Origin of the sequence: Haloarchaeobius caseinilyticus (assembly GCF_051207395.1) — an archaeon.
Classification (GTDB): domain Archaea; phylum Halobacteriota; class Halobacteria; order Halobacteriales; family Natrialbaceae; genus Haloarchaeobius.
This window is the reverse complement of the sequence record NZ_JBPJZC010000002.1, coordinates 76,159-97,667: the sequence shown is the minus strand read 5'-3', so window position 1 is coordinate 97,667 and position 21,509 is coordinate 76,159. Positions and strand designations below refer to the sequence as shown.

24 protein-coding genes and 1 tRNA gene are annotated in these 21,509 nt (G+C 63.9%); 9 read left to right on the top strand and 16 right to left on the bottom strand.

The window, feature by feature from the left end; translation table 11 throughout:
* Complete coding sequence (locus tag ACSC1P_RS11750) at window positions 1–450, top strand: FAD synthase family protein (protein WP_435360373.1); 450 nt, start codon at window positions 1–3, stop codon at window positions 448–450.
* Window positions 451–458: 8 nt separating this feature from the next.
* On the opposite strand, the gene ACSC1P_RS11745 is transcribed toward ACSC1P_RS11750, so the two are convergent.
* Window positions 459–1,238 (bottom strand): Lrp/AsnC family transcriptional regulator, encoded by a 780-nt coding sequence (locus ACSC1P_RS11745; protein ID WP_435360372.1) that lies wholly within the window; start codon window positions 1,236–1,238, stop codon window positions 459–461.
* 311 nt (window positions 1,239–1,549) lie between these two features.
* Between ACSC1P_RS11745 and ACSC1P_RS11740 the strand changes: the two genes are divergently transcribed.
* Genes ACSC1P_RS11740 through ACSC1P_RS11730 form a run of 3 tightly spaced genes read left to right on the top strand, consistent with a single transcriptional unit; the run spans window position 1,550 to window position 4,429 of the window.
* The gene (locus ACSC1P_RS11740) at window positions 1,550–1,711 is read left to right on the top strand and encodes a hypothetical protein (protein ID WP_435360371.1); all 162 of its coding nucleotides are present in this window, start codon (window positions 1,550–1,552) and stop codon (window positions 1,709–1,711) included.
* Window positions 1,712–1,715: 4 nt separating this feature from the next.
* Entirely contained in the window at window positions 1,716–2,189 is a 474-nt protein-coding gene (locus ACSC1P_RS11735) for a universal stress protein (protein WP_435360370.1), read from the top strand.
* Entirely contained in the window at window positions 2,186–4,429 is a 2,244-nt protein-coding gene (locus ACSC1P_RS11730; protein ID WP_435360369.1) for an amino acid permease, read from the top strand. Before ACSC1P_RS11735 ends, ACSC1P_RS11730 begins: the two co-directional genes overlap by 4 nt.
* 41 nt (window positions 4,430–4,470) lie before the next feature.
* Here ACSC1P_RS11730 and ACSC1P_RS11725 read toward each other — a convergent pair whose 3' ends face one another.
* The 4 genes from ACSC1P_RS11725 to ACSC1P_RS11710 form a co-directional block, all read right to left on the bottom strand.
* Window positions 4,471–5,619 (bottom strand): pyridoxal phosphate-dependent aminotransferase, encoded by a 1,149-nt coding sequence (locus ACSC1P_RS11725; RefSeq protein ID WP_435360368.1) that lies wholly within the window; start codon window positions 5,617–5,619, stop codon window positions 4,471–4,473.
* Window positions 5,616–6,017: a 6,7-dimethyl-8-ribityllumazine synthase gene (gene ribH / locus ACSC1P_RS11720; RefSeq protein ID WP_435360367.1), complete on the bottom strand. Its 402-nt coding sequence runs from the start codon at window positions 6,015–6,017 to the stop codon at window positions 5,616–5,618. The genes ACSC1P_RS11725 and ribH overlap by 4 nt, the downstream gene beginning before the upstream one ends.
* A gap of 72 nt (window positions 6,018–6,089) precedes the next feature.
* Window positions 6,090–7,376 (bottom strand): DUF6498-containing protein, encoded by a 1,287-nt coding sequence (locus ACSC1P_RS11715; protein ID WP_435360366.1) that lies wholly within the window; start codon window positions 7,374–7,376, stop codon window positions 6,090–6,092.
* A gap of 59 nt (window positions 7,377–7,435) precedes the next feature.
* Window positions 7,436–8,767 (bottom strand): DUF6498-containing protein, encoded by a 1,332-nt coding sequence (locus tag ACSC1P_RS11710; RefSeq protein ID WP_435360365.1) that lies wholly within the window; start codon window positions 8,765–8,767, stop codon window positions 7,436–7,438.
* A 147-nt stretch (window positions 8,768–8,914) separates the two neighbouring features.
* On the opposite strand from ACSC1P_RS11710, the gene ACSC1P_RS11705 reads away from it, so the two are divergent.
* Window positions 8,915–10,069 (top strand): NAD(P)/FAD-dependent oxidoreductase, encoded by a 1,155-nt coding sequence (locus tag ACSC1P_RS11705; protein ID WP_435360364.1) that lies wholly within the window; start codon window positions 8,915–8,917, stop codon window positions 10,067–10,069.
* A gap of 92 nt (window positions 10,070–10,161) precedes the next feature.
* On the opposite strand, the gene ACSC1P_RS11700 is transcribed toward ACSC1P_RS11705, so the two are convergent.
* Window positions 10,162–10,632, bottom strand: coding sequence for a FlaD/FlaE family flagellar protein (locus ACSC1P_RS11700; RefSeq protein ID WP_435360363.1), 471 nt, complete (start codon window positions 10,630–10,632; stop codon window positions 10,162–10,164).
* A gap of 439 nt (window positions 10,633–11,071) precedes the next feature.
* On the opposite strand from ACSC1P_RS11700, the gene ACSC1P_RS11695 reads away from it, so the two are divergent.
* The gene (locus ACSC1P_RS11695) at window positions 11,072–11,194 is read left to right on the top strand and encodes a hypothetical protein (RefSeq protein ID WP_435360362.1); all 123 of its coding nucleotides are present in this window, start codon (window positions 11,072–11,074) and stop codon (window positions 11,192–11,194) included.
* A gap of 97 nt (window positions 11,195–11,291) precedes the next feature.
* Here the strand turns inward: ACSC1P_RS11695 and ACSC1P_RS11690 are convergent, their stop codons facing one another.
* From ACSC1P_RS11690 to ACSC1P_RS11675, 4 genes are all read right to left on the bottom strand, one after another.
* Window positions 11,292–11,687: a hypothetical protein gene (locus tag ACSC1P_RS11690; RefSeq protein ID WP_435360361.1), complete on the bottom strand. Its 396-nt coding sequence runs from the start codon at window positions 11,685–11,687 to the stop codon at window positions 11,292–11,294.
* A 126-nt stretch (window positions 11,688–11,813) separates the two neighbouring features.
* Complete coding sequence (locus tag ACSC1P_RS11685) at window positions 11,814–12,098, bottom strand: hypothetical protein (protein WP_435360360.1); 285 nt, start codon at window positions 12,096–12,098, stop codon at window positions 11,814–11,816.
* Window positions 12,095–12,916, bottom strand: coding sequence for a M99 family carboxypeptidase catalytic domain-containing protein (locus tag ACSC1P_RS11680; protein WP_435360359.1), 822 nt, complete (start codon window positions 12,914–12,916; stop codon window positions 12,095–12,097). Before ACSC1P_RS11680 ends, ACSC1P_RS11685 begins: the two co-directional genes overlap by 4 nt.
* A gap of 85 nt (window positions 12,917–13,001) precedes the next feature.
* Complete coding sequence (locus tag ACSC1P_RS11675) at window positions 13,002–13,463, bottom strand: winged helix-turn-helix transcriptional regulator (RefSeq protein ID WP_435360358.1); 462 nt, start codon at window positions 13,461–13,463, stop codon at window positions 13,002–13,004.
* 229 nt (window positions 13,464–13,692) lie between these two features.
* On the opposite strand from ACSC1P_RS11675, the gene ACSC1P_RS11670 reads away from it, so the two are divergent.
* The 3 genes from ACSC1P_RS11670 (at window position 13,693) to ACSC1P_RS11660 (ending at window position 17,575) form a co-directional block, all read left to right on the top strand.
* Window positions 13,693–14,637, top strand: a complete 945-nt coding sequence (locus tag ACSC1P_RS11670; protein ID WP_435360357.1) for a ring-cleaving dioxygenase — start codon at window positions 13,693–13,695, stop codon at window positions 14,635–14,637.
* Window positions 14,637–15,278 carry an alpha/beta hydrolase gene (locus ACSC1P_RS11665; RefSeq protein WP_435360356.1) on the top strand — a complete coding sequence of 214 codons (642 nt, stop codon included), beginning with the start codon at window positions 14,637–14,639 and terminating at the stop codon, window positions 15,276–15,278. The genes ACSC1P_RS11670 and ACSC1P_RS11665 overlap by 1 nt, the downstream gene beginning before the upstream one ends.
* A 74-nt stretch (window positions 15,279–15,352) precedes the next feature.
* Window positions 15,353–17,575, top strand: coding sequence for an AAA domain-containing protein (locus ACSC1P_RS11660; RefSeq protein ID WP_435360355.1), 2,223 nt, complete (start codon window positions 15,353–15,355; stop codon window positions 17,573–17,575).
* A 152-nt stretch (window positions 17,576–17,727) separates the two neighbouring features.
* Here the strand turns inward: ACSC1P_RS11660 and ACSC1P_RS11655 are convergent.
* From ACSC1P_RS11655 to ACSC1P_RS11630, 6 genes are all read right to left on the bottom strand, one after another.
* Window positions 17,728–17,802: transfer RNA gene (locus ACSC1P_RS11655), tRNA-Arg, on the bottom strand.
* A 169-nt stretch (window positions 17,803–17,971) separates the two neighbouring features.
* Window positions 17,972–18,754 (bottom strand): DUF7289 family protein, encoded by a 783-nt coding sequence (locus ACSC1P_RS11650; protein WP_435360354.1) that lies wholly within the window; start codon window positions 18,752–18,754, stop codon window positions 17,972–17,974.
* Window positions 18,751–19,329, bottom strand: a complete 579-nt coding sequence (locus ACSC1P_RS11645) for a DUF7266 family protein (RefSeq protein ID WP_435360353.1) — start codon at window positions 19,327–19,329, stop codon at window positions 18,751–18,753. Before ACSC1P_RS11645 ends, ACSC1P_RS11650 begins: the two co-directional genes overlap by 4 nt.
* Window positions 19,326–20,354 carry a DUF7261 family protein gene (locus ACSC1P_RS11640; RefSeq protein ID WP_435360352.1) on the bottom strand — a complete coding sequence of 343 codons (1,029 nt, stop codon included), beginning with the start codon at window positions 20,352–20,354 and terminating at the stop codon, window positions 19,326–19,328. Before ACSC1P_RS11640 ends, ACSC1P_RS11645 begins: the two co-directional genes overlap by 4 nt.
* Window positions 20,348–20,998, bottom strand: coding sequence for a DUF7288 family protein (locus ACSC1P_RS11635; protein WP_435360351.1), 651 nt, complete (start codon window positions 20,996–20,998; stop codon window positions 20,348–20,350). The genes ACSC1P_RS11640 and ACSC1P_RS11635 overlap by 7 nt, the downstream gene beginning before the upstream one ends.
* Complete coding sequence (locus ACSC1P_RS11630) at window positions 20,992–21,504, bottom strand: DUF7287 family protein (protein ID WP_435360350.1); 513 nt, start codon at window positions 21,502–21,504, stop codon at window positions 20,992–20,994. Before ACSC1P_RS11630 ends, ACSC1P_RS11635 begins: the two co-directional genes overlap by 7 nt.
* Window positions 21,505–21,509: the final 5 nt, after the last annotated feature.

Sequence of the window (21,509 nt, the reverse complement as noted above, 5' to 3'; positions counted from 1 at the left end):
ATGACAGGAAATGCTACCACGGTCATCGCACAGGGAACGTTCGACATCCTCCACCCCGGCCACGTTCACTACCTCGCCGAAGCGGCCGCGATGGGCGACGAACTCCACGTCATCATCGCCCGCCGGGAGAACGTCACGCACAAGGAGCGACCCATCCTGCCGGACCGCCAGCGCCGCGACATGGTCGACGCGCTCGAAATGGTCACGGAAGCCCACCTCGGCCACACCGAGGACATCTTCGTCCCCATCGAGCGCCTCCAGCCGGACTACATCGTCCTCGGCCACGACCAGCACCACGACGAGGCCGCAATCGCCGACGCGCTGGCGTCACGGGGCATCGAGTGCGAGGTTCGCCGGGCGTCGGCACGCGACCCGAAGTACGAGGGTGAGTTGCTCTCGACTGGGCGGATTATCGAGCGAGTGTTGGCCGAGCGCGTCGACGAGGAGTAGTCGGCGCGTTACCCGGTCGTCGATTCGGGCTGCGACTCGCGGAACGCCCATAGTGCATCCTCGCCGCCGCCGACCCGAGAGAGGATAGTCACGATGTCGTCCGGTTGAATGACCGTATCACCGTGTGGAGTGAGTTCGCGGTCGTCGCGCTCGATGGCGATGAGGAGCGTCTCCTCGTCAAGAATTCCCTGTCTAGCGGCTTCTTCGAGCGTTAGGTTGGCGATGCGTGCCCCAGCTTGCACAGTGACCTCGACCACGCTCGCGTCGCCAGTCAGGCTGATGAAGTCGTTCGTTTCCGGTGGCACTTCACCGGCGTCGGGGTCGAACGGGCTGTAGGGAGCGAACAGTTCCTCTTCGACGAGATCTTCGTCTTCGATGTGGATACCGATGTCAGTGAGCTGGCGCGCGACGCGTCTGAGGTCCCGCGTACTCTCGCCCACCGCGAGGACGTGCAGGTTGCGACGGCCGGTCATCAGCGTCCGGACGTTGACGACGCCGGGAATCCCCCGTGCCTCGTGAGCGAGGGCTTCGCGGTCGGTGATAGGAACGTCACAGAGGTAGAGGTTGGTGAGTCGTCCGCCGGTGAGTTCGAAGTCGACCTGTGTCGTGTAGCCACGGATTATCCCGGCCGCTTCGAGTTTGTGGATACGGTTCCGGATGGTCGCCCCGGAGACACCGGCTGCCGAGCCGAGCGTGCTTGCGGAGGTGTTGCGGGCGTCGTCCATGAGCGCGTGGAGGATGCGCCGGTCGATTTCGTCGAGTCGGTAGTCTGGAGTACGAGGTGACATTGGTGGAGCGGGGAAAACTTCTGTTTCGAAAATATGGTACGGTCTGTGGTGATATAATGCTTATTTCGGACCGGTATTTCTTCCATGTGGGACACACACCGAACGGCTCGTCTCTCACAGCCGACCCAGCGGCTCGGCTAGAGTTGTGGCCCTCCCGGTCGGCTCTCCCGTCGTGAGGGACCATGTTGGGGAGTGTCTGCGTTATCCACCACCGGAACTGTATTTTCATATCCGAAATTAAGAAGGGCAAAATTTTGCATATCGAAAAATAAGGGCGAGTATTTATGCTATGTGCGACCGCATCACGACGTATGGACAGAACGAGATTCGATTGCGACTCGCCTGGGGTTCCCACGATGGAGATGGGGTCACACCACCTCGTCCGGGACTGGACGACGATACGACGGCGGTCGAGGGCAGGCCGTCCGCCGGTTCGGTGGCTGTACCTGTCGACAGCGACCGGAGGTGGCTGACCAGATGCCGTTGCTCGAACGCATCGTCGTTCCAGTCGCGAACGATACAGACGCGTCCGCGACGGCGGCTGCCCTCTCTCGGTATCTCGACGAGGTGGACCACCTCACGGTCGCCCACGTCATCGCGAAGGGCGGTGGAGCGGTAGATAAAGCACCGATGGAGAAACGACAGGCCGACGCGAATCAGTTCCTCTCGTCGGTCGAGTCGAGGTTCGCAGATGGGACCACTGTCGACACACGTATCGAGTTCGGAACGAGCGTCGCCGAAACCATCGTCGAGACAGCACTTGACGTAGATGCCACGGCCATCGTCTTTCGTCCCCGTGGGGGCAATCGACTCGTCCGGTTTCTCTCGGGAGATACGGGAGTTCGCATCGCAGCCGAGGCGGACGTCCCGGTCGTCTCGATTCGTTCGCTGGACCCTTCGAACTCGCCGAAGCCACAGCCCCGGCCGAACCGCTCGGAGGGCCGCCGATGAGTGACGAAGCGCTGGCGAAAGACCTCGGACTCCTGTCGGCGCTGACAATCGGTATCGGGACGATGGTCGGGGCCGGTATCTTCGTCCTCCCCGGTGTCGCCGCCAGCACTGCTGGCCCGGTCGTCGTCGTCTCGTTCGTCGTCGGCGGTCTCATCGCACTCGTGAACGCCCTCTCGGTCTCGGAACTCGGGACGGCGATGCCGAAAGCCGGCGGCGGCTACTACTACGTCAACCGTGCCCTCGGTCCGCTGTTCGGCTCTATCGCGGGCCTCGGCGACTGGGTTGGGTTGGCCTTCGCCTCTGCCTTCTACAGCATCGGCTTCGGGCAGTATCTCGCGACGCTGGTGCCGATGCCGGAGGTACTGTTCCTCTCCGAGGTACAGGTCGGCGCGCTCGTCGCCGGAATCGTCTTCGTCGGCGTCAACTACATCGGTGCCAAAGAGACCGGTGGCGTTCAGACGGTCATCGTCACCATCCTCCTGCTGATACTGACCCTGTTCGCCGTCCAGGGCTGGCTATCGTTCGACTTCGCGACGCTCCTCGGTGACGGTGGGGTCGCTCCGTTCGGGTACGGCGCCATCCTCCCGGGGACGGCGCTGGTGTTCGTCTCGTTCCTCGGGTACGCGAAAATCGCGACCGTCGCCGAGGAACTGAAAAATCCGGGCCGGAACCTCCCGCTGGCTATCATCGGGAGCGTCGTCGTCGTGACCGTCCTCTACGCGGTACTGGTGAGCATCATGTTGGGTGTGGTGCCGTGGCCAGAACTCAGCCAGAACGCACCGCTGACACAGGCCACGCAGGTCGCCTTCCCCGGTGGGTTCACGGGGTTTGCCGTCACTATCGTAACGCTGGGCGCGTTGCTCGCGACGGCCTCGAGCGCGAACGCCTCCATTCTGGCGTCGGCTCGAATCAACTTCGCGATGGGGCGAGACAGAATCGTCACCAACTGGCTCAACGAGATTCATCCGAGCTACGCGACCCCCTACCGGTCGATACTCATCACGGGGGTGATCATCGTCGTCTTCATCGCCGCGCTCGGACAGGACATCGAAGTCCTCGCGAAGGCTGCGAGCGTGCTCCACCTCGTCGTCTACGCCCTGATGAACGCCGCCCTCATCGTGTTCAGAGAGACCGACCCCGACTACGACCCAGCGTTCACGGTTCCCCTCTACCCGATTACGCCGCTCGTCGGCATCGTGCTGTCGCTCGGGCTGCTGGCGTTCGTCGGGACGCAAGAACTCCTCCTGTCGGGGCTGTTCGTCGTCGGTGCCGTCGTCTGGTACTTCGTCTACGCTCGTCGGACCACCACCAGACAAGGGCTGCTCGGACGGTACATCCTCGACCGGGAGGGCGAGTTGCCACCGGCAGTCGTCGGTGCGGCGGCAACCGTCGCACCGAACGGTTCGGGACACACCGAGGTGGGGCCGACGACGATGGTCGCACTCTCGAACCCGCGCACCGAGCGGGCACTCGTGACACTCGCAGCCGCGCTCGCGAAGTTCGACGGTGGTCGAGTACTCGCCACGCACGTCATTCAGGTGCCGGACCAGACGTCGCTCGAAGCTGCAGCCGAGCAGCGTGACCGCATCTCGAAGACGTCGAAAGGCCTCATGGCCGATGCACGCCGTGACGCCGAGCGATTGGCCGTCCCAGTCGAGACGAGAACCGTCCTCTCACACGAGGGACTCGACGAAGTGTTCGACATCGCGCGCGAACGCGGCGTCGAACGGTTAGTCATCGGCCACGGCGGGAAGAAACTTGCCGGCGGACGAGTCGAGGGGACACTCGACGAGTTGACCCACGACTTACCCTGCGACGTCCTCGTCCTCGACGAACGCGGGTTCGACCCGAGCGATATCCTCCTGCCGACCGCCGGCGGTCACTCGTCGGACCTGTCTGCCGCAGTCGCGAAGGCGTTACAGGCGACGAACAGCGCGCGCATCTCGGTGCTGCACGTCGCCGATGACGCCACCGCCGGGCGTGCGTTCCTCGAACAGTGGGTCACGGACCACGACTTGACCGATGTGGAGTTACTGGTCGAGACGGGGGACGTGGCGACCGCCATCGGGAACGCTGCCGCCGATAAGTCGCTCGTCATCTTCGGAGCGACAGAGCGAGGACTCGTGTCTCGCATCCTCGGTGGCTCGCCCCAGCTGTCCGTACTCGAAGAACTCGAACTATCGGTGTTGCTAGCCGAGCGCCCACGCCCGCGGTCGGTGCGCGAGCGGCTGTTCGGCTGAGACGTGAGTCGAAAAATCGAGGGACCTCGAAGTGAGGTCGTCTACAGATACCCGGCGTCGGCCAGTCGCTCGACGCCCTCACGGAGCCGTTCTTCGCTGGCTGCGTACGAGAGACGGGCGTAACCGGGCGTGCCGAACGCGCTGCCCGGAACCGTCGCCACGTGGGCCTCGTCGATTGCGCCTTCACACCACGCCTGGTCGTCGTCGTCCACCGGGAGCATCATGTAGAACGCGCCCTCCGGGACGGCCACGTCGACGCCGTGCTCCGCAAAGAGGTCGACGAGCATGTCGCGGCGCTCCTCGAACGCCTCGGACATCTCTTCGACCGTCTCGTCGCAGTTCTGGATGGCTTCGACGCCCGCGTGCTGGACGAAGTTCACCGCCGAGGAGACAGAGTGGCTGTGAATCTTGCCAGCCTGTGAGACGAGTTCGGACGGGCCGGCGAAGTAGCCGAGCCGCCAGCCGGTCATCGAGTAGGCCTTGGAGAAGCCGTTGACCGTGATGGTGCGGTCTGCCATCCCGTCGAGAGTGCCGAGCGAGATAGCCTCCGCGCCGTAGGTAATCTCTTTGTAAATCTCGTCGGAGATGACGAGGATGTCGTGTTCGACGGCGAGGTCACGGACGCCTTCGAGGGCTTCGCGGGAGTACACCGCACCGTGCGGGTTGCCGGGTGAGTTGACGACGAGGAGTTCCGTCTCGTCGGAGACAGCCGCGGCGAGGTCGTCGAGCGCCGGTTCGAGTGCGAAGTCGTGCTTCGCCGTGTCGACGCGGGTGAGCGAGCCACCAGCGAGTTTCACCATCGCCTCGTAGGAGACCCACGCGGGGTCGAGGAGTGCCACCTCGTCACCGTCATCGATGAGGGCGTCGATGATTTCGTACAGGGCCTGCTTGCCGCCGGGCGTGACGATGACCTGACTCGCGTCGTAGTTGAGACCGTCGTCGGCCAGTTTGGTCGCAATGGCTTCCTTCAGTTCCGGGATTCCGTTCGACGGCGCGTAGCCGGTGTGGCCGGCGTCCATCGCGTCCTTGGCCGCCTGCACGACGTTTTCGGGAGTGGGGAAGTCCGGTTCGCCGACGCTCAGGTCCACCACGTCCACGCCGTCGGCTTCCAGTGCCGAGGCCTTGTCCGAGATGGCTAGCGTCGCTGACGGTTCGACTCGCTTCACGCGGTCTGCGAATTCCATAGTCATAGTCTCTCAGCCAGTTTTACTGCGCCCTCGACGGCCGATGCGGCGTTCTCGATGCGCTCGTACGCTTCGGCCGAACTCATTCCCGGGCCGGTGACGCCGAGCGTGACGGGCTTGTCGCGGTCGAGGCTCACGTCGGTCAGCTTCTGTGCCGTCGCGTGACCGATGACCTGGTCGTGGTCCGTGTCTCCAGTGATGATGGAGCCGACGACCGCCACGGCGTCGATGTCGTCTCTGCGTGCGAGGCGGTCGGCGGCCAGCGGCGAGTCGTACGCCCCCGGAATCTGGACCGTCTCGACGACCGTCGCACCTGCCGACTCTGCAGCGTCTCGTGCTGCGTCTTCCATCTGCTCGGTGACGGGAGCGTTGAACTCCGCGACCACCAGTCCGAGCGAGGTCATATGCGAGGGGTTGCGAGGCTGGCTGAAAGTTCTACCGTTCGTCGCAGGAATGGTCGCGGTGTTCGGTCACTCTCACACAGCGTCGCTCGCTTCGTCTCTCGGCTGACTGGCACTCGCCTCGTCCGTCGACGTGCAGCCCGCGGCCTCCCACGAGTCGTAGTTCCGTGCCCACTCGATGGTCTCGGCCAGCTCGTCGGCGTCCGCGAGGTGGTCGAGGATACGCTGTTCGTGTCCCGGTCGCTCGTCGCTCGGCAGGTCGAAGCGGACTCGACCGAAGCCGGTCGGCACGTACCGTTTCGTGTCCTCGTGCCGGGTGACGACGTCCTCGACGTCCTCGTACGGGACGAACCACTGCGGTTCGTCGAGGCGCGTGTCGTACCCGAGGATGCCGTCGGCGTACACGCGGTACTCGACCGACCCGGCGATGAGGTGACCGACACGGGACCCGACCCAGCCGACGAGCGCGACGAGCACGAGGACACCGAGGGCCACGCCGGGCGCTCCCACCTCGGGACCCCCGGTAGCGTCGAACGCGACGAGAGCGATCAGTCCGAGCGGAAGCACCGCGGCGATGCACTTCAAAATGCCCTGCGCCGCGGTGGACCTGCCATCGGTTTCGACTACCGCGAGCGGGTCGCCGTCGGGCGTCGGCACCGGTGGCCGCTCACCGACTCGCTCCGGGAGTTTCTCGTGCAGAAATCGACCGACACTGGTGAGTTGTTCGTCCGCGAGGTCGTAGCAGAGCTTCGTGCCGAGGAGGACCACGAGCGTGAGGGCGTACCCGAGTCCGGTCGTCGGCGTCGCAGAGAGCAGCACCGGCGCGACGTAACTGAGGAGGAGCAGCCCACCGATGTGGTGGCGGGCGACGGTCGATTCTGCGGACAGGTCCTCGTAGTCTCCGTCTCTGACCGACGTGTAGACGCCAGCGGCTTCTCGACCGAAAGCGAGCACCACACCGATTGCGAGTGTCTCGATGGCACCGCCCGAGAGGGCTGCGATGTGGTCACCGAGGGCGAACAGTCCCGCTATCGGCCAGAAGAGGCCGAGTATCCAGAGGTGCCCGGCGATTTCTGGCACGTTTCGCGGGTAGACCGGCGGCAACCAGTCGACGACGACGATGCTGCCTCGTTTCTCCGACAGTCGGTCTCGGTGGATTTTGTTGTCGTTCTCGGTCGTGGGTGGGAGTTGCGCGAACAGCCCTTCGACCGCCCCTCGCAGCAGTCCGATGCCGATTTCGAGCCAGTAGAGGACGACCACCGTCTGTGCCGTCCAGCCGAACCAGACGACACCGACCAGTGGAAACAGCGTGACGACGACGAGCGACAGGAGGGCCGTATCACGGCCGGGGAGGGGACGCATTGGGGATATCCGTCGTTCGGGCGACAGGTGGTAAAATGATTCTGCTGCGACGGCGACGGCTACGTCGAGGTCGTGTCGGTGGCCGATGTGTGGTCCGTCGGTTCGTCGTCGTGGGATGGGCGGTCCGTCGGTTCGTCGTCGTGGGACGCGTCGTCCGTCGACCACGCGCCAATCGTCACGTCGTCCTTCGGTTCCCACGGTTCGTAGTCCCGGGCCCACTCGATGTATGCCGCGAGTTCTTCGGCGTCAGGGAGGTGGTCGAGAATCGTGTGCTTGCGGTCTGGCTCTTTCAGCCGAATCCGGCCGAAGCCCTCGGGAACGTACCGTTTCGTGTCTTCGTGACGAGTCACGACTTCTTCGAGGTCGTCGTAGGCGACGCGCCACTGCGGTTCGTCGAACAGCGTGTTGTAGCCGACGACGCTCTCGGGATAAACCCGATATTCGATGGTGCCGACGGTCAGCCACGCGACGACGAGTTCGATGGTGGTTCGCGCGACGCCCACAGCGAGAACGCCGATGGCCGCCCCGACCAATCCACCAGCGAAGAGTCCGACGAACCCAGCGACACACAGCAAGAGGGGCGTCACGCCTGCGACCGTCTCCAGCGCTCCAAGGAGTCCTGCTTCGAGTGCGACCGACCTGGTCGTCGTCGAGACGCGGACGTACGGCGCTCGTTCGGGGAGCGAAATCGGGTCCGGGTCGGTCACGCCGTCGTCCGTGTGGCGGTCGGCGAAGTCGCCGAGGCCCAACACGTTCGCGTCGACCAGGTCGTAGCCGAACTTGCAACAGAAGACGAGCCCGAACGTCAGCATCGACCCTCGGTGTGCGGTCCCACCGATGGCAGCGAGAAACAGCGCGACGACACTGAGGACGAGCAACAGCAGCGCCTGCAACCCGGAGAACGCCGATTGGGCGGATTCGTCCTCGTATCGGCCAGTCCGAACGTACTGGACGAGTTCGACGACGTGTCGGCCGACGACGACGGGGAGCGCGAGCAACGCGTGGCTGCCGGTCGCTGGGTCGCTCAGCCCGTACAGTCCGAGGGTGACGACCCCTGCAATCGGCCAGAACAGGGCGAAGATGAACAGTCCACGGCCCACGAACGGGACGTTCCGGGGATACAGTGGTGGCAGCCACGAGACCGGTTCGACGCTCCCGCGAACGTTGACCAGCCGTTCGAGCGGGAGGTTCTGTCTCGTCCACTCGCTCGGCAGTCGCTGTGCGAACAACGCCTCGACGGCGTTTCTGCACAGCACGACCCCAGACTCGAACCAGTACAGCACCAACACGAGCTCGACGGACCAGCCGAAGACGAAGACGCCAGCCAGCAGCATCGCGTTGGCGGCGAGGATTGACCAGGGTGTCGCGTCGCGGGCTGGCGTGAGTCGCATCGTGGTCGTCCGGGATTTCCGTCATCGTAGGTAAAAGAACTCTGATACGAACTGTCGGCCACAGCCCCGTTCTCCCACGCTGGCGAAACCGCAGGGTGCGGTTCCGCCACCCGACCGACTAAATCCGCACGACCCGAACGAGTCGACATGAACGTCGTCGTACTCGGAGCCGGCTACGCCGGGGTGACACTCACGAAAAAACTGGAGAAGTCCCTTCCGTCGGACGTGGAAATCGTCCTCGTCGACGACACCGGGGTCCACCTCGTCCAGCACGAGTTACATCGGGTCGTCCGCCGCCCAGCCGTCGCGGACTACATCACTGTCCCGCTTTCCGAGGTCGTCGACCATGCGACCGTCCGCATCGGTCGTGTCACCGACGTCGATACGGCGAACCGGACCGTCCACTTCGCCGACGACACGACGCTCGACTACGACGTGGCGACCGTCTGTCTCGGTGCGGAGACGGCCTTCTACGACCTACCCGGCGTCGAGCGACACGCCACGCCCCTGAAACGACTCGAACACGCCCACGAGATACGCGAGGACTTCCTCGCTGCACTCGACGACGGCGGCCGAATCGTCGTCGGCGGGGCCGGCCTCTCCGGGATTCAGGTCGCCGGTGAACTCGCCGAACTCGGTGCCGAGGAAGGCGGTGGCGCACGAATCACGTTGCTCGAACAGTTCGACACCGTCGCTCCGAACTTCCCCGCGAACTTCCAGCGGGCAGTCCACGACGCGCTCACGGCCAAAGGCGTCGAGGTGCGGACCGGCGCGACCGTCACGGAAGCGACTGATGACGAGATTCGCCTCGCGGACGACGACCCGGTCGGCTACGACCAACTCGTCTGGACTGGCGGCATCCGCGGTCCGGACGCACTCCACGGCGAGCGCCCGGCTGTCAGGAGCGACCTCGCGCTCGACCGAACGACGTTCGTCATCGGTGACGCGGCGAAGGTCGTCGACGACGCTGGTGGGGCGGTCCCCGCCAGTGCACAGTCGGCCATCCGCGCAGCACGGGTCGCAGCGACCAACGTCGAGCGACTGGTCGAGCATCTCCGGGCCGGCCGCGCGAACGACTTCGCGCCCCGACTGAGCCGGTTCGACTTCGACTCTCCCGGTTGGCTCGTCACCGTCGGGAACAGCGCCGTCGCACAGGTCGGCCCGAGCGTGTTCACCGGTCGAGCAGCACTGACCCTGAAGGCGACAGTCGGCGCAGGCTATCTCTCGTCGGTCGGCGCAGTCACAGAAGCGGTCGAACTGGTGAACGACGAACTCGGGCTCGACCCCGGTGACGACTCGTAGCTGACCGCTGGGCGGTCGACTTCGTCGTGCAGTCGGCGAGTCCAGCCGCTGGCAGTCCTGGAAGCGCGTGCTATTGCTCGGCCACTGGTCGGCTACTGCTCGTCGTCTCTCGGTCGCGTCCCCGGCCGGTCGTGGGCGCGCGCTCGCTCACGCTGGCGAGACGACGTGTGAACTGCGAGCTGCGCCGCCGACAGTTCGGTGAGCAAGTCGTCGCCCGCGAGTTCCGCGACGAACGCCAGTGATTTCACGTGCCGAGCGAACGCTGGCGTCGCGAAGTCGGCCAGCGGCCCGCTCAACATCTCTTCGGACGGGTCGTCCGAGGAGCCTGTTTCAGTGGCTTTCTGTCCGTCCTCGGCTGGGAGGCCCTGCACGTACTGAATCATTCGCGAGCGGACCTCGCTGTCGATCCAGCCAATGTCTTCGTAGTACGACAGCGCCGAGAGCGCTCCGCTCGAACCGAAGGTGCGGCCGAGATGTCGGGCCCACGCGACTGCTGTCTTCGAGTCCCACTCGGTACTCTCAGCCCCGTCCAGAATCGGCCTGCTTCGGGGTGAGATGCGCATATAGAGTCGTTGTTGGCATCGGTACTTAATTTTTCCATGACACGAAATATGGCGGGAGCACTGGCTGGAGTTGTACGACTCGACAAGCGGACTCCTGTCTCGCAGGAGATGACAGAGAACCAGCGGAACGTGCTGTGACGGTCACCGTACCGAAACTAACGGACGTCTGTTGCTGCACAGAGCGGTCGGGTAATCATCAGTTAGGCCACGCCTGCTTGACGGTTTGACGCCGTCAGGTCGTCTGCACTGACCTCGAAATACCCGTGGAGAGACGCTGCCGTCCGCGTCGCACTACCGCAGAGTACTGTCCGCCGAACGCTCCCTTCGGTGACAGAGTCCGTCCCGCTAGCCGTCCGGTAGGCGGTCAATAGTTACACCCTCTACGACAGTATGACTCTCTGTAGCAAACTGCGGTCGGTCCCGTGCTACTGGGGGGAGTATGAAGCAGCAAGAGTGCCGATGTAAACTGGTGTACTGTACCAACGGCTGGGTCGAAATCAAAGAGATTGGCAGCAAAGAGGGCTGGATTGCGACGGATAGCCCGGTGCCTATCGAAGACTGAGCTATCGAGAGAGACGCCACAGTTGTGCCGATTTTACAGCAGTCGCTGAACGTCGAGCAATCGCCGCAAAAAGTGACCGGACTGCGAAGACGGTTCGTTAGCTGTACGAGAGGCCTCGCTCTGCCGCGCCGATGAGCAGCAGGGCGAAGAACGCGACAACTAACCACTGCCCGGTCTGCGTGGACAACGCGTCCGCGAAGGCGCCGAGCAGGTTCGCTCCGAAGGCCTGACCGAGTGCGAACAACAGGAGTACGAGGCCGATCATCGCAACGCCGAAGCGGACTGCGGTCGTCGCGAGGTAATTTTTGAGCCTCGAACCCTGTCGCCTCTGACCCTGCCCCCGGGCCTGCGTCTGCTGGGTCTGTTGACCCTGCGGTTGCTGGCCCTGTGGCTGGGTCTGCTGTGCGTGCTGTTCGTTCTGCGGCTGACCGTCGTTACCACGAGCGGACTGCTTGCCCGCGCCGTGATTGTCTCCGCGTTGGTCTCGGGGCATGGGAATTCAACCCCATCTGGACATAGCCGCGCCAGCGCCTAACTGTAGGCCCAAGACAGAAAGGCACGACCCATGTACATTCCAAAAACCGGGAATTTCTGAACCGTGTTCGAGGCGTGTGAGCGGTCAGCCGTCGGCACGAGCGAGCCGAACCGCGCGGTAGCTCGCCCCGACGACGACCGAGAGCCCGTAGGTAGCGACGACGAACGGAATCCAGTACACCCACAGCTCGTACTGGGGAGCGATTCGGTTCCCGACGGCGCTCCCGATAGTCAAAATCAGATAGCCCGGGAGTGCGAGTGGGGTCGCATAGCCGAACCGCAACAGTACGACCGGAACGACGAGGAGGGCGAACGTCACCAGTACCGCTCGACTTGCGAGCCACCGGCGGACCGTGGCGAGGTCGCTCATCGGCTCCCTCCGCTCGTGGCCTGGCGCTCGATGCCGTGTTGTGCGAGCAGGTGTTCGGCCGCACCGGTCGTCCAGTCGACGCGCGTGTCGAGGTCGGTGAGGAAGATGGTCGTCTCGACGATGTACGCCGGTTTCCCGAGGTCACCACCGACTTTGTGCGCGAGCAAGGGCGACGACCCGCCCATCTCGTTGCCGACGCGGAAGTCGTGTAGCGGCATCGACCACGGGACGTAGTTCGAGTTGAGGTGTGAACACGTCTTCGACGCACGCTCGGGGGCACCACCGGCCGCCGTCGGGAAAACCGCCTGTCCGACGTTTCGCGGATGGATACGATAGATACCACGCGACCGGTGTAAGTCGAGGACCACGTCCGGGTCGGCCCCAGAGACGACTTCCCAGATGGCGCGGGACAGTTTCGTCGCTGGCTCGTCACCGGGCGTGAACTGTCGGTTCAGGTCGCCGTTGTCGTTCTCTCTCGTGTCGGCCCGAATCGCGGGTTGGTTCGCCCGCGGGAGGACGACGACGGTGCCGGCGTCGAACGACCACGACGCGACCGCCTCGGCCGACCGGAACCCGCTGCGCTCGTCGCCGTGCAGGCCACCGACGACCACCGCGGTCGGCCCGGACTGGCCACTGTCTATCGTGACGACTTCGGTCTCGTACTTCGTTCCGGCGAGAATCGTCTCACGCGTTCGGTCGTCCGCGGGGGTGGCGTCCGCCGTCGCCGCCGACCGCTCACTCCTCGTGAGTACACCTGCGCCGACCACTGCGGCGGCGGCACCGGCCGCCGACCGTCGCAGGAACGTCCGTCGTTGCATCGTCGGAGGAGAGTAGACCGACACCCATGATTATGACCCGAATAAGCGGTGGGATACGGCCTAAATCGCCCGCCAGCGGAGAGAATCAGTCAGACCGCTGTCTGGCGCCACCGTCGGTTTCGACGGCGTCAGGTCCATCCGCATCGGTGTCGCCGAGGTCACCACCAGCGTCGGTGGTGTCAGCCGTGTCGCCAGCATCGACGGGACCGTCACCCGAAATCCACTCGGCTGCCCACTCGTCAATCGCTTCGAACACCGGGGCCAGCGAACAGCCCTTCGCCGTCAGTGAGTAGTACGTGGCGACGGGCGCGTCCTCTTCGAGGCGACGGTCGACGAAGCCGGTCTCTTGCAGGTCGTCGAGCACGCGAGAGAGGGTGCGCGAACTGGCGTCGGTCGACCGTTTCAGTTCGTTGAACCGCTTTTCGCCCTCCTGGAGGTCGTGGAGGACGATGAGTCGCCACTGCGAACCGATCTGTTCGAGCGAGTCGATGACGTGGCAGGCCGACTCGCTGTACTTGTCGTCGTCTTCGGCCGGAGGAGTAACCATCTACGCCGTTCTACGGCGAGTGCACACTTAGTAGTTCACCCTCGAACCTACTAACATCGTGAAACTGACTGGCGACCGATTTCGTGTTCCTTCGATTCACTCGTCGCCGGCGTCAGACTGTATACCCCTAGCCCACTGCCGACGGGCACCTGACACGCACGTCCCCTGGTGACGGGGTTGTCAGATGAGGCATATATCCGGTGAGACCGTACGGACTCGCAGAGACATCATGCCGACGCACGGAATCCACCACGTGACGGCCATCGCGAGCGACCCACAGCGGAACGTCGAGTTCTACACGTCGGTCCTCGGGCTCCGTCTCGTCAAACGGACCGTAAACTTCGACGACCCGACGACGTACCACCTCTACTACGGTGACGAGCGTGGGAGTCCCGGGACGGCCCTGACGTTCTTCCCGACCGAAGGCGCACGACAGGGTCGCGTCGGGAAAGGGCAGACGAACGCGACGGCGTTCGCCATTCCAGCCGACTCGGTCGACTACTGGACCGAACGATTCGACGAGCTCGGCGTCGACGCGAACGTCCCCGAAGAACGCTTCGGTGAGACGGTCGTCCCGTTTCGTGACCACGACGGTCAGCCGTTCGAACTCGTCGCCACCGACGAGGTTGGGGCTGGAGTCGAACCGTGGGCCGAGGGTCCGGTCCCAGCCGAACACGCCATCCGCGGGTTCTACGGCGTCACGCTCCACAGCCTCGACACCGACGTGACCGCCTCGGTACTGGAGACACTCGGCTACGAGCGTGTGAACGAGGCACCCGACCGAATCCGATACCGGACAGACGGTGACCACGCGACCGTCGTCGACCTCCTCACGCGCGACGGTGAGCGCGGCGTCCCCGGTGCCGGGACGGTCCACCACGTCGCGTTCCGAGCGGTTGACGACGCCGAACAGGCCGACTTGGCGACGGCACTCGACGAATGCGGGCAACACGTCACCGCCCAGAAAGACCGCCAGTACTTCCGGTCGGTCTACTTCCGCGAACCCGGCGGCATCCTGTTCGAAATCGCCACGGACGGCCCCGGCTTCGACACCGACGAATCGCTCGGCGAACTCGGCTCCTCGCTCAAACTCCCACCGTGGCTGGAAGGCGACCGTGACCGCCTCGAAGCCGAATTGCCAGCACTGGCTGACCCCACTATGGAGGCGCAGTGATGTCGGGGTCCGACTCTCAGTTCGCAACTACCGGTGCAGCACTCGACGACGCCGACGCTGCCATGGTGTTGCTCCACGGCCGCGGGTCGACCGCCCACAGCGTCCTCCAGTTAGCTGCCCAGTTCGACACCGACGGCGTCGTCTACGTCGCACCGCAAGCCCCCGGCGGCGCGTGGTACCCCAACTCGTTCATGGCCCCAATCGAGGCCAACGAGCCAGGGCTCTCGAACGGACTCGCCGCCATCGACGAAGCCGTCTTCCACCTCACTGAGGCCGGTATCCCGCACAACCGAATCGCCTTCGGCGGCTTCTCGCACGGCGCCTGCCTCGCCAGCGAGTACGTCGCCCGCAATCCGAGACGGTGGGGCGGACTCGTCGTCTTCAGCGGCGGCGTCATCGGTCCCGACGGCATGGACCTCGACTACGAGGGAGACCTGGACGGCACGCCCGTCTTCATCGGCTGTAGCGACGTGGACCCACACATCCCGGTCGAACGAGTCCACGAGACGACGCAGGTGCTGCGTGCCCTCGGCGGCGACGTGACCGAGCGGATTTACGAGGGCATGGCGCACACCATCGTGGAAGACGAGATGGAACACGCGCGGGCGTTGCTCTCGAAACTAGCCGACCAGACAGACTGAGACTCCGGGCTCCTTCGGTTCGGGACCTACGGTACGCGAAACGTTATGTTCTATACCCGAATAGGAGCGGCCGAATGTCCCTGCTGTTCGAACACGCAGTCGATGCCTTCTCCGTAGGCGACGCCTCGCTCTACACACTCGAACCGGGAGACCTCGACTCGACTGGTGACGAAATTCCAGTCCGCCCTGTCGCAGCGTTCGCCAGCCACTACGACTCCCTGCGAGACGACGAGAGCGGCGGAACCTGCGTTCCGCTGCACGACCCCGACGACGCGACGCCGACTACCCAATTCGTCCGGTTTACCCAACACAAACTGCGGGGGCCGATTTTCGTCGTCGGGAGTGAGGACGGGTACGAGACCATCGCAGCCGACGAGTTCGGGACCACCCGACTGGCGAAGCGACTCCGGTTCTGGCACTCGGACTACCTCCCCGAAACGGTCCCGGAAGGGTACGATGCACCGATAGACGACACTGAGCACCCCCGAAACCCGGTCGATTCGGACCGGCTTTTCGACGAATTCACGACGTACGTCGAGAACGAACGTGCCGCGACACGCGAGACGAACCGCGAACGCATTCGTTCGCGCTCCCCCCGTGAAATGTACGAACAAGGCAAAGCAGCGATTCCGTCACTTTCCGCCCGCGGCGTCGAAGACGGTGCGTACCAGTTCCGTGTCGAACTCGACCCCCCGCTCCGAGACGAACGCGACGACTGGGCGTTCTTCGTGAGAAACGAGTTCGCCATCTACGAGGGGAACGAAGTTCTCATCCACGCATCGGCGGAAAACGCACCGAGCGTCTTCCCCGTCGAGGCGGAAGTCGAACGAATCAGAGGACTGAACGTCTGGCTCACGCTCGACTGGAGCGACGTCGTCGACTCCGGCCGCATCGGAAGCTACCTCACGTCCGACCACTCGTTCGGACTCTCGGCGCTCCTCAACCCGGTGCCCTTCGACCGCGAACGGGACGCGGTCGAGACACTCACGGACCATCGCCTGTCGGCGGTGCTGGCCGGCGACGGCCCCGTCACGTTCTCGAACGACGCGGCAGCACGGAGCGAGACGTTCGACACCAGCTTGAACCAAGAACAACAGCTCGCGGTCACCTACGCCTTACTGGCAGACGACCTGTTCTGTATCCACGGTCCGCCGGGAACCGGAAAGTCACGGACGCTACTGGAGATAATCCGCCGGGCGGCCGACGCCGGGGAAACCGTCCTCGTCTGTGCCGACTCCAATCAGGCGGTAGACAACCTCGTCGCCGGGTCGTCGACCCGTGACGAGGCGGACCCACAGTCACTACACGCACACAGTCAATGCGGGTCTGGCGAGTTCGTCCTCGACCGGGTGAACGCGGGACGTTCACCACACGCCGTGGTCCGAGAGCGATACCGGTCCGTCGACGACACGGCACAGGTCGTCGCAGCGACGAACAGCAGTGCCGCGACGATTCCGCGCGAGTTCGACCTCGTCGTCGTGGACGAGGCGACGCAGTCGACGTGTACCGCCTCGTGTATCCCGCTGTCCCGAGCGAACCGTGTCGTCCTCGCAGGTGACCACCGACAGTTACCCCCGTTCAGCGCGACCGAGGCACCACCCGAATCCAGCTACGGGCTCTCGCTGTTCGAACACCTCTACGCCGATGGTGGTGTTTACGAGGGTGTCGGACTGCAACTCAAGACCCAGTACCGAATGCACCGCGACATCGCCTCGTTCCCGAACCGCGCCTTCTACGACCGGAGCCTCCGGAACGGCCGTACCGTCGAACCACTCCCGAACAGACCTGCCATCGAAGGCTACAACATCGGCGGGTCGGTGACCGTCTCGGAGCACTCCCGGTCGAACGAGACCGAGGGCCGACTCGTCGTCCACCTCGTCCAATCCCTGCTGGACGACGTTTCTGGCGACGAAATCGGCATCATCACGCCCTACACGGCACAGGTGGAGCTCTTGCGAGAGATGCTCGCTACGCACACGGCTGTCAAAGACGAGATTACGGTCGACACTATCGACTCCTTCCAGGGCAGTGAGAAGACGGCCATCGTCATCTCACTCGTTCGAAGCAACAGTGACGGGAGCGTCGGTTTCCTCGGCCGACCGGCCGACGGCCCACGACGACTGAACGTCGCTCTGACCCGCGCGAAGCGATACTGTGCCGTGGTCGGCGACTTCCACACGTTTCGGTACGAAGACGACGGCAAATGCGTCGACCTCTATCAGGACTTCTACCACTACTTCGATACGATTCTAGAACTGAATCACGTCGACCCCGCGTTCTTGCCGAGCAACGGCTAGTGAACGGTCGACAGACGGCACTCGAAGTTAGCGATTCCTCGCAAAATCATGGGCGCTGCAGGATTGTGAACTACAGTCGCTCGCTACGCTCGCTCCCTGGTTCAAACCCTTCTCGAGACACGTTTCACTGCTCACGTTGTTCGCAGGAAAAGTGGGCGCTGCAGGATTTGAACCCGCGGCAACTTGGTCCGAAGCCAAGCACTCTGTCCAGACTGAGCTAAGCGCCCGCTATCGAAAAGTGGTAGGCACTGAGGTATAAACCCCGCGATTCGTCACGGCACAAGAGACGAGTCGAAACCGCAAGCAGACGGTTCAGTGAGACACGTGAGAAACTGCCACGAAAGAAGCACCCGAACGAGCCGTAGGGAACCGCCGTCAGCCGTCAGACCCGTTCGGTCACTGGAATTCGACCGAGACGACGGTCACCCGAACGATGGCGGTATCTGCGCCGGTGCAGGTAGCCGTATTGCCACTCCGGGTCCAGTCGTTGTCGCTGTCGTCGAAGTAGCGGCCCCACGCAGTCTCGTACGCTGAGTCGTCGACGGTCACAGAGACATCGACGCTCCCTCTGCCGCCGCCGGTCCGGTCTGGGTAGATGTACTGTAACGTCGAGGTGGACGCCGTCTTTCGGCTGATTATCTCGACGTTCGTGTCCCCGCCGATAGCGTTCTCGTCGCTCCGGAGGACCACGAGGGAGACGACAGCGCGGTTCGGACCCGACGCCGGCCGTTGGCAGCTGAACGAGGGTTCACTGACCATCACGGGGCTGTCGCCGTCTTTCCGGAACACTGCTCCGTTCTCGTAGGCCACGTCGGTCCCTTCGAACGAGTACTGCAGCGAGCCGCTGCTATTGTTGAACTGGGTGCTGCTCCACAGGACGGTCCCGCCACCGTCCTCGACCGTGACGCCGATGTCGGTGTCGTTGGTCACCTGCAACGTCCCGCCGGAGAGGTCGAGCGACCCGGAGCGTCCCGGACCCTTGCCTGCCTGGATGTCGTCGAACGTCGTCGACAGCGCGTCGAACGCGCGCACGGCGTTCGTCTTCTGCTCACCTTCCTGAAAGTCAGAGAGACTGGCGAAGCCGATACCGTACACCAGTCCGACCGAGGTGATGATGATGCCGAAGGTGAGGACGAACGCGAGCACGTCGCTCACGGCACGCTCCTCGAAAACCTTCATGCTGCTCCCTCCGTCTCTCCGAACCGAGCGCCTGTATCCGGCGGCGCGAGCGCGGAAGCCCGAATCGCCAGAGTTGGCCGGTCGGATTGGATGGTTATCTCGCTCCCGTCGTAGTACACGTAGAACGACCCGCCAGAGACGGCACTGGTCGAAACGGCCGTCGAGTTATCGAAGGGGACGACGACGACTGTGTTCGTCGACGAGGCCTCGAGGACGAGACACGCACTGTCCGGTGGGACCTCTCTCGGCACGTCGAAGTTGGCCGCACAGTACGACTCCTGTCGGAGCCGAACCGCGTAGCCACCGCCAGCAATCCGTGTCGGATGGCTGGTCTGCAAACTCATGCTCGACCCGGAGTTCTGTGCGGCGTGGTCGACGCTCGCGATGTCGGCCGCGATGCGGTTCCCGATAGTCCGCATCTCGTCTCGCGCCGCGTCGCTCTTCTCCTCGTCGAGCAGGCCGCCCGCGCCGATGAGGAGGCCCGCGACGAGGATGGTCGTGATACCGACGGTGAGGACGTGCGTGACGGCTATCGAGACGGCGCGGTCGTCGGTGAGTGAGACGTTTCGGGTCATCGTGAGGTGTTGTAAAGCGGGACGGTGTAGGTCGTTCGTGAGCTCGTCGTCTGGCTCTCGAAGGAGACAGTCACCGAAGCGTTCCAGAGGATGTCCGTGTAGTACGGAGAGTTCCCAGACGCGGCGCTGTTGAACGTCGATGCGGCCCTGACACGATTGCTCATCAACAGTGAATACGTGCCAGAGACGTTGTCGGAGTCTCTGAACGCAATCGCGTAGCCTTCCTCGCCCGGGAGCGGTTCCAATCCGTCCGTGAAGTCGAACTCGCAACTCGTCCCGGCGATGCTCCCGTTCGTGACGTTCACGTCGATCTCGGTCGGGGCAGGTTCGTCACAGACTTCTGTACCGCCTGCTTGCGAATCGGTCCAGAAATTCGTTCCGGGCGAACCGGTTTGTGAGTCCTCCGTCACGTTCACGACCACGTTCCCGCCGCCCGAGTCGTTGTAAAACCTGACCACACGCCAGGCGTAGTCGCCACTCGAATCGGTCCCGAGCACTGCCAGGTGGAACGAATCCTCCCAGTCGTTTATGAAGGCACTACGGTCGACCGTCATGTTGAAGCGAGCGACCTCCGTCGAGTCAGATTCCGTCGAGACGAACCAGTTCTGTCCGAAGTCGTCGAACGTCGTCCCGTCATCGTGAGAGACGCGCGCACCATAATCGGATTCGCCCGTCCCGTTGTTTATGGTGACGTCGACTATCACCGGCGAGTCCGTCGCGTAGGATTCGCGTAACAGCTGACTGTAGCTACTGACGTTCCGCCAGAGTTGCGTCTCGATGCCGTTGGCGACACCGACCGATTGGTTCCCCTCGTTCACTGCGCGACCGATACGGGCTACGTCTCCGCCGGCCTCAGTCTGCAACTCGACCGTCTCGCCGACAGCCGATGCACTCCCGGCGCTGTCGACGTTCTCGGTGTACAGCACCGTGTTGAAGACGACGACGATACCGAGGACGATGAACGCGATGGCGAGTGCGCCCACCAGCACGAGCTGTGCTCGTGACCGGTCGTCTGCTCTCACCATATGATCACCGTGATCGTCACGACGTTGTAGACGGGATTATTCGGCCCTGCCGCATCTGGTATCGGGAAATAGTCGTTCGCGTACGCCGTCCCGAGCGTCGGACAGGATGTGCCACACGACGGTCCGAGTAACCGCTGGTCGTCGTACAGCGTCACCGTGTACGTCGCCGTCACGGCCGACTCGGTCGGGACGCCGCGGTACACCATCCGTTCCTCGTGCGTCTTCGTCGGGTCGCTCGCGTTCCGGTACGAGACGATGATGTTGTACTCGCGGCCCTGTTCACCGAACGTCTGGTTCAACATCTCGCCGAACTGCGTCGGCCCACTGGTACAGTTCGCCACAGAGTCCGGAGGTTCTGGTCCGTACCCGATGCGGTCGTCGACGGCACTGGCGAACGTCGCTTCGCTGGTCGTGTCGTTCCAGTACCGAGTCTGGCACGACAGTTCGTCCTCGCCGGCAGCGATGGTCAGTACGTCCGTCGCTTCGGTTCGGAGCTGTTCTTGCACGTCCTTGCTCACCTTGCCAGAGGTCGTCGGCATGATGACGACGGACTGGAGGGCGAACAGGACCGCCGTCAGGATGACGATGGCCCCGATGAACCCCTCCAGCGTGTACGCCTGCCCCCTGCTGTCGTCGCTCACCATACGCGAACCACCACCTGACACTCGACATCGCAGTGGCCACCGGTCACGACGATTATCCGGGTCGTCGACGCCGCTGGCGTCTGGTCTCGATACGAGTCTCCGGCCGTCATGTTGCCACCGGTCGCGTTGAGGAGTTCCTGGTACGGTGGCCCACTCGCCGTGACGTTCACCACGGTGATGTTCACGTCAGCGGTCGCCCGCAGGCCGAAGTACTCTCGCAACTCGTCGCCGGACGGATTGCTTGCGAGGAACGATTCGAGTGAACTGTTGTTCAGCGTCCGCGGCTCGCCGTCGACGTTGTGGTCCTCGATGAGCGTCGCCGCGACGCGGTCGGACTTCGACGTGATGTCGTCACCCATCGGCGAGCCAAACGGCGTCAACAGACTCGGCAGGAAGCCGAAGGTGAACGCCACCGCGAGCAGGAACACACTGATACCGACCGCGAAGTCCTGTGTCGTCTGTGCCCGGTCGTCCCGGCCAGACAGTGTGAGTCCAATCGATTTCATCGACA